Source organism: Pseudoalteromonas sp. Z1A6 (assembly GCF_011378745.1).
GTDB lineage: Bacteria > Pseudomonadota > Gammaproteobacteria > Enterobacterales > Alteromonadaceae > Pseudoalteromonas > Pseudoalteromonas arctica.
Map to the genome: position 1 here is coordinate 1 of NZ_WTKW01000326.1, position 4,682 is coordinate 4,682.

Consider the following 4,682-nt stretch of genomic DNA (forward strand, 5'->3'; position numbering starts at 1 on the left):
ATTATTTAAGCCAAGATCAGGTAAAAATTAAAATTTTTAACTGACCTGTACACACAATATTTTACGCTGCAAAATGCTCATCATTATTAATAAAATTGGTATTATTACTCTTGGTCTATATTAAACCAGATCCCCTCATTAACAAGTGTAGTAAAGGTTTGAGTAAAAACTAAACTTGGGTTTGCTAAATTTAATGCTGAACTTTCAAACTCAGTATTATCGGTAAGTAGTTTTACCGCCGGTAAGTCAGTTAACGGTATAGCGTAATTTTCGCCATTTACACTTAGTAACACCTCGGTTTCGAGCTGCTGGTAAATAGCACGCGTACCACCTAAACGTTCAAACACAGCTTCTTCATTGTTTAAGTCATCAGCTATTTGTTCTGGTGTAAATGGAGGTTCTACTGGTGCTAAATCCATTTCATGCTTGGGCTGACTAAGCGTTGAGCCTAACCATTGTTTAAATAAATCGTCATTTTCTAAAAGTGCCGCCATCAGTGTTTTAACTTTATCAACTTCAAGGTTTGTAAGTTCACCTTTTGATTTTCTTAGTGTGATGTTGTGATCGGTATAACGTTTTTGTCCGCTTTCGGTATCAATAATATGATCGGCAAAGCTCGACAATAAATCTTGTTGATTTGGCGCCCTAAAACCAACTGAATAATTTAGTGCGTTTTCTACAGCGTAACCTTCGTGAGGGCACCCTGGTGGAATATACAAAATATCGCCTGGTTCTAATATGCAATCAATTACGGCTTCAAAAGGTTCAACTTGCAGTAACTTTTTGTTTTGAGCAAACTGTTTAAGTGTTGGATCGGGCAGGCCTACACGCCAATGACGTTTACCTTCGCCTTGAATAATAAATACGTCATATTGGTCTAAATGTGGGCCAACACCACCATTAGGCGTTGAATAGCTGATCATTAAATCATCTATGCGCCAGTTTGGAATAAACCTAAATGGCTCTAGTAGTTGTGCAGCATCGCTATGCCAGTGATCAACTGCTTGCACGAGCAATGTAGAATGATCGTCTGTTAACTGCTCAAAGTCTTCAAATGGACCTTGGTGCGTTTGCCAGTCATTTTTATGATTGGTGATAATACGTGACTCTATGCTTTCTTCCATTGCTAGGCCGGCAAGTTCATTAGCATCAAGCGGGTCTTGAAAATTAGCAAAACCCTGTTTGATTAAAAGCGGCTTTTTTTGCCAAAAATGGCTTAAAAACTCTTGCTCAGACAAATTATTTATTTTTAATTGATACATACATTATGCCTACTAGTTAGTGCAATGGGGTTAAAACAAAAAAAGCGAAAGGATGATCCTTTCGCTTTTTAAAAGAGCAATTTAGTTTTTAAACTAAATCATCAATAAACTCAACAGCACGACCAATGTAATTAGCAGGTGTTAGTTTTTTCATTTCTACTTTAGCGTGCTCTGGAAGGTCTAAACCATCGATGAAGTCAGCCATTATTTCTTTGTTTACACGTTTACCGCGTGTTAAATCTTTAAGTTTTTCGTATGGCTTTTCAATACCATATTTACGCATAACTGTTTGAATCGGCTCGGCTAGCAATTCCCAGTTTTGATCAAGCTCGTCAGCTAAACGTTGCTCGTTTACTTCAAGCTTGCTTACACCTTTAAGTGTTGATTGGTATGCAATAATTGCATAACCCATACCTACACCTAGGTTACGTAATACCGTTGAATCAGTAAGGTCACGCTGCCAGCGAGAAACGGGTAATTTTTGTGCAAGATGAGCAAAAATAGCATTTGCTAAGCCTAAGTTGCCTTCTGAGTTTTCAAAATCAATTGGGTTAACTTTATGTGGCATTGTTGATGAGCCAATTTCGCCAGCAATTGTTTTTTGCTTAAAGTGATTAAGGGCAATGTAACCCCACATGTCACGGTCGAAATCTAACAATATAGTGTTAAAACGTGCAATTGCGTCAAATAATTCTGCAATATAGTCATGCGGTTCAATTTGTGTAGTAAATGGGTTTAGTGTTAAGCCTAAACTTGATACAAATTTATCTGCATGTGTATGCCAGTCGTAATCTGGGTATGCGCTAAGGTGAGCGTTGTAGTTACCAACAGCACCATTAACTTTACCTAGCATCTCTACTTGTGCAATTTGCCCGCGTTGACGCTTTAAGCGCATATATACGTTAGCAAACTCTTTACCCATAGTTGATGGTGTAGCAGGTTGTCCGTGCGTACGAGTCATCATTGGGATTGTTTTGTATTCAATTGCTTTAGCTTTAATTGCGCTTAAAAGTTCATCGCAATAAGGAAGTAAAACATTTTTACGCGCTTCGCTTAGCATTAAACCATGAGATAGATTGTTAATATCTTCTGAAGTACAAGCAAAGTGAATAAATTCGTTTATTGCATGAAGCTCACTGTTATCGGCTACTTTTTCTTTTAGTAGGTATTCAACCGCTTTAACATCGTGATTTGTAGTGCGTTCTATATCTTTAACGCGTTGTGCATCAGCTTCACTGAAGTTATCTACAATGGCGTTTAGAAGTGCATTAGCTTCTTCGCTAAATGCAGGTACTTCTTTAATATCGCTTGCTGCAGCTAACGCTTGCAACCAACGCACTTCAACAATTACGCGGTATTTGATTAAGCCAAATTCGCTGAAAATACTGCGTAGTTCAGTGGTTTTGCTGCCGTAGCGACCATCCACTGGAGAGATAGCCGTTAACGCTGAAAGCTCCATAATAACTCCTAAATTTTAGTTTGAACGATAGTTAAATTTTTGTTTTAGCAATGGCGAGTATTTTTCTTTTTGCAAAGAAAAAGTGACGGCGTTTACCGCCCATTTGTCGCCATAATACTGCACTTCTAATGCCGGCGAGTAATAACGCACGGATTTTATTTTGAGTGAGTTGCTGTTTTAATAACTCGGGTTTGCCATAAACCTGTATTCGGTGCCCAAGGGGGCTCAGCACCGACGAGTATATATCTGCTAAACCGGCAACAACGCTCTCATCGGTAATAGCAAAGTGGTCTAAACGACGATGAATATCATCAATTCGTTTACCTAATTCGTTTAAGCTTTTGTCGTTTGCACTTAGTGCTCGCTCAAGCTGCATTAAACCACCTACGTACTTTACAATTTCAACATCTTTTTGAGCGCCTGCGGTTAGCTGCGCCATTAATGTTTTGTAACCATCACGTAAGTTGTCAGTACCTTGGTAAACATCTTCTGGCGATGCCGGAGATGTTTGAATAATACTTGAAAGTAATATTTCTAAATCATGTTCGTTATTGTTGCCATATTGGGCAATTTTTTGAACTTGTTTAGCAGCCTGGCACATGGCGGCAAGCGCCATGACTTGGTGTTCATTCATTACTTAATCACCGAATCAATAATACCGCCACCTAAACAGATATCTTCTGCGTAAAATACGGCAGATTGACCAGGCGTCACTGCTTTTTGTGGCTCGTCGAACAATACGCGGGCCATGCCGTCTTCACCTACAAGTAGGGTACAGCTTAAGTCTTCTTGGCGGTAACGCGTTTTTACTGTGCAGCGAGTTGTGCCTTTAGGGCCAATACGGTCTACCCAGTGAAGTTGGTTTGCGTTAAGACCGTTGCTGTATAGGCGAGGGTGATCTTTACCTTGGCCCACAATAAGTACATTTCGCTCAAGGTCTTTATCTACTACGTACCAAGGCTCACCAGAACCTTCTTTCATTCCACCAATTAACAAGCCTTTGCGTTGTCCAAGTGTGTGGTACATTAAGCCTTCGTGTTCGCCTACGTCATTACCGTCTGTGTCTTCGATAACGCCAGGTTGTGCTGGTAAGAACTTTTGTAAAAAGTCTTTAAATTTACGCTCACCAATAAAGCAGATACCTGTACTGTCTTTTTTATCGTGAGTGATTAGGTCTTGTTCTTCTGCTATGCGGCGTACTTCTGGTTTTTCGATATCGCCTACAGGGAATAACGTTTGGCCAATATGTTCATGACTTAAGGTATATAAGAAGTAGCTTTGATCTTTATTGTTATCAAGCCCGCGACACATTACGTATTTGTCATCGCGAAGCTCACGGCGAACATAGTGACCTGTTGCAATAAAGTCAGCACCGAGTGCTTGAGCAGCAAATTCTAAAAAGGCTTTAAATTTAATTTCTTTGTTACACATTATATCTGGGTTAGGTGTACGACCTGCTTTGTACTCAGCTAAAAAGTACTCAAATACGTTGTCCCAGTATTCTGCTGCAAAGTTAACAGTGTGAAGCTCAATGCCTAACTTATCACACACTGCTTGTGCATCTTTTAAGTCATCAGCGGCAGCACAGTATTCATCATTGTCGTCTTCTTCCCAGTTCTTCATAAACAGGCCTTCTACTTGGTAGCCCTGTTGTTGTAATAAATATGCAGATACAGAAGAATCAACACCGCCGGACATGCCAACAATGACTTTAATGTGACTATTTTCACTCATGAATAATTTCGCTTATACAGATTGCTGTTAACTTGGAAAGGCAGCGATTATAGCATGTATTTTGTTTGTGCTTAAAGAGACTAAGGGCGCAAAGAGGGGAATTAGTCAGTATTTTATTTATATAACAAATAGCAAACTAGACTTAAGCGCGTTATCAGGCTGTAACTTTAGTAATATTAAAGTGATCTTTACTAATAAATTAAGACTATAGAATAATTCATGTAGTT

4 protein-coding genes are annotated in these 4,682 nt (G+C 39.2%); all 4 read right to left on the reverse strand.

Annotated elements, in window-relative coordinates; all coding sequences use genetic code 11:
* Positions 1-104: 104 nt before the first annotated feature.
* The 4 genes from GQR46_RS16370 to mnmA all read right to left on the reverse strand — a co-directional run bounded on the left by GQR46_RS16370 (position 105) and on the right by mnmA (position 4,455).
* Positions 105-1,262: a cupin domain-containing protein gene (locus tag GQR46_RS16370; protein WP_165741541.1), complete on the reverse strand. Its 1,158-nt coding sequence runs from the start codon at positions 1,260-1,262 to the stop codon at positions 105-107.
* A gap of 88 nt (positions 1,263-1,350) precedes the next feature.
* A complete protein-coding gene (purB, locus tag GQR46_RS16375) occupies positions 1,351-2,721 on the reverse strand; it encodes an adenylosuccinate lyase (RefSeq protein ID WP_024589170.1) in 1,371 nt (456 codons plus the stop codon).
* 31 nt (positions 2,722-2,752) lie between these two features.
* A complete protein-coding gene (hflD, locus tag GQR46_RS16380; protein WP_024589171.1) occupies positions 2,753-3,355 on the reverse strand; it encodes a high frequency lysogenization protein HflD in 603 nt (200 codons plus the stop codon).
* Entirely contained in the window at positions 3,355-4,455 is a 1,101-nt protein-coding gene (mnmA, locus tag GQR46_RS16385) for a tRNA 2-thiouridine(34) synthase MnmA (protein WP_165741543.1), read from the reverse strand. The genes hflD and mnmA overlap by 1 nt, the downstream gene beginning before the upstream one ends.
* Positions 4,456-4,682: the final 227 nt, after the last annotated feature.

Bases quoted from the DNA above. Each gene is read 5' to 3' on its own strand.
- hflD (WP_024589171.1), bottom strand. From the start codon at position 3,355: ATGAATGAACACCAAGTCATGGCGCTTGCCGCCATGTGCCAGGCTGCT.
- GQR46_RS16370 (WP_165741541.1), bottom strand. From the start codon at position 1,262: ATGTATCAATTAAAAATAAATAATTTGTCTGAGCAAGAGTTTTTAAGC.
- purB (WP_024589170.1), bottom strand. From the start codon at position 2,721: ATGGAGCTTTCAGCGTTAACGGCTATCTCTCCAGTGGATGGTCGCTAC.
- mnmA (WP_165741543.1), bottom strand. From the start codon at position 4,455: ATGAGTGAAAATAGTCACATTAAAGTCATTGTTGGCATGTCCGGCGGT.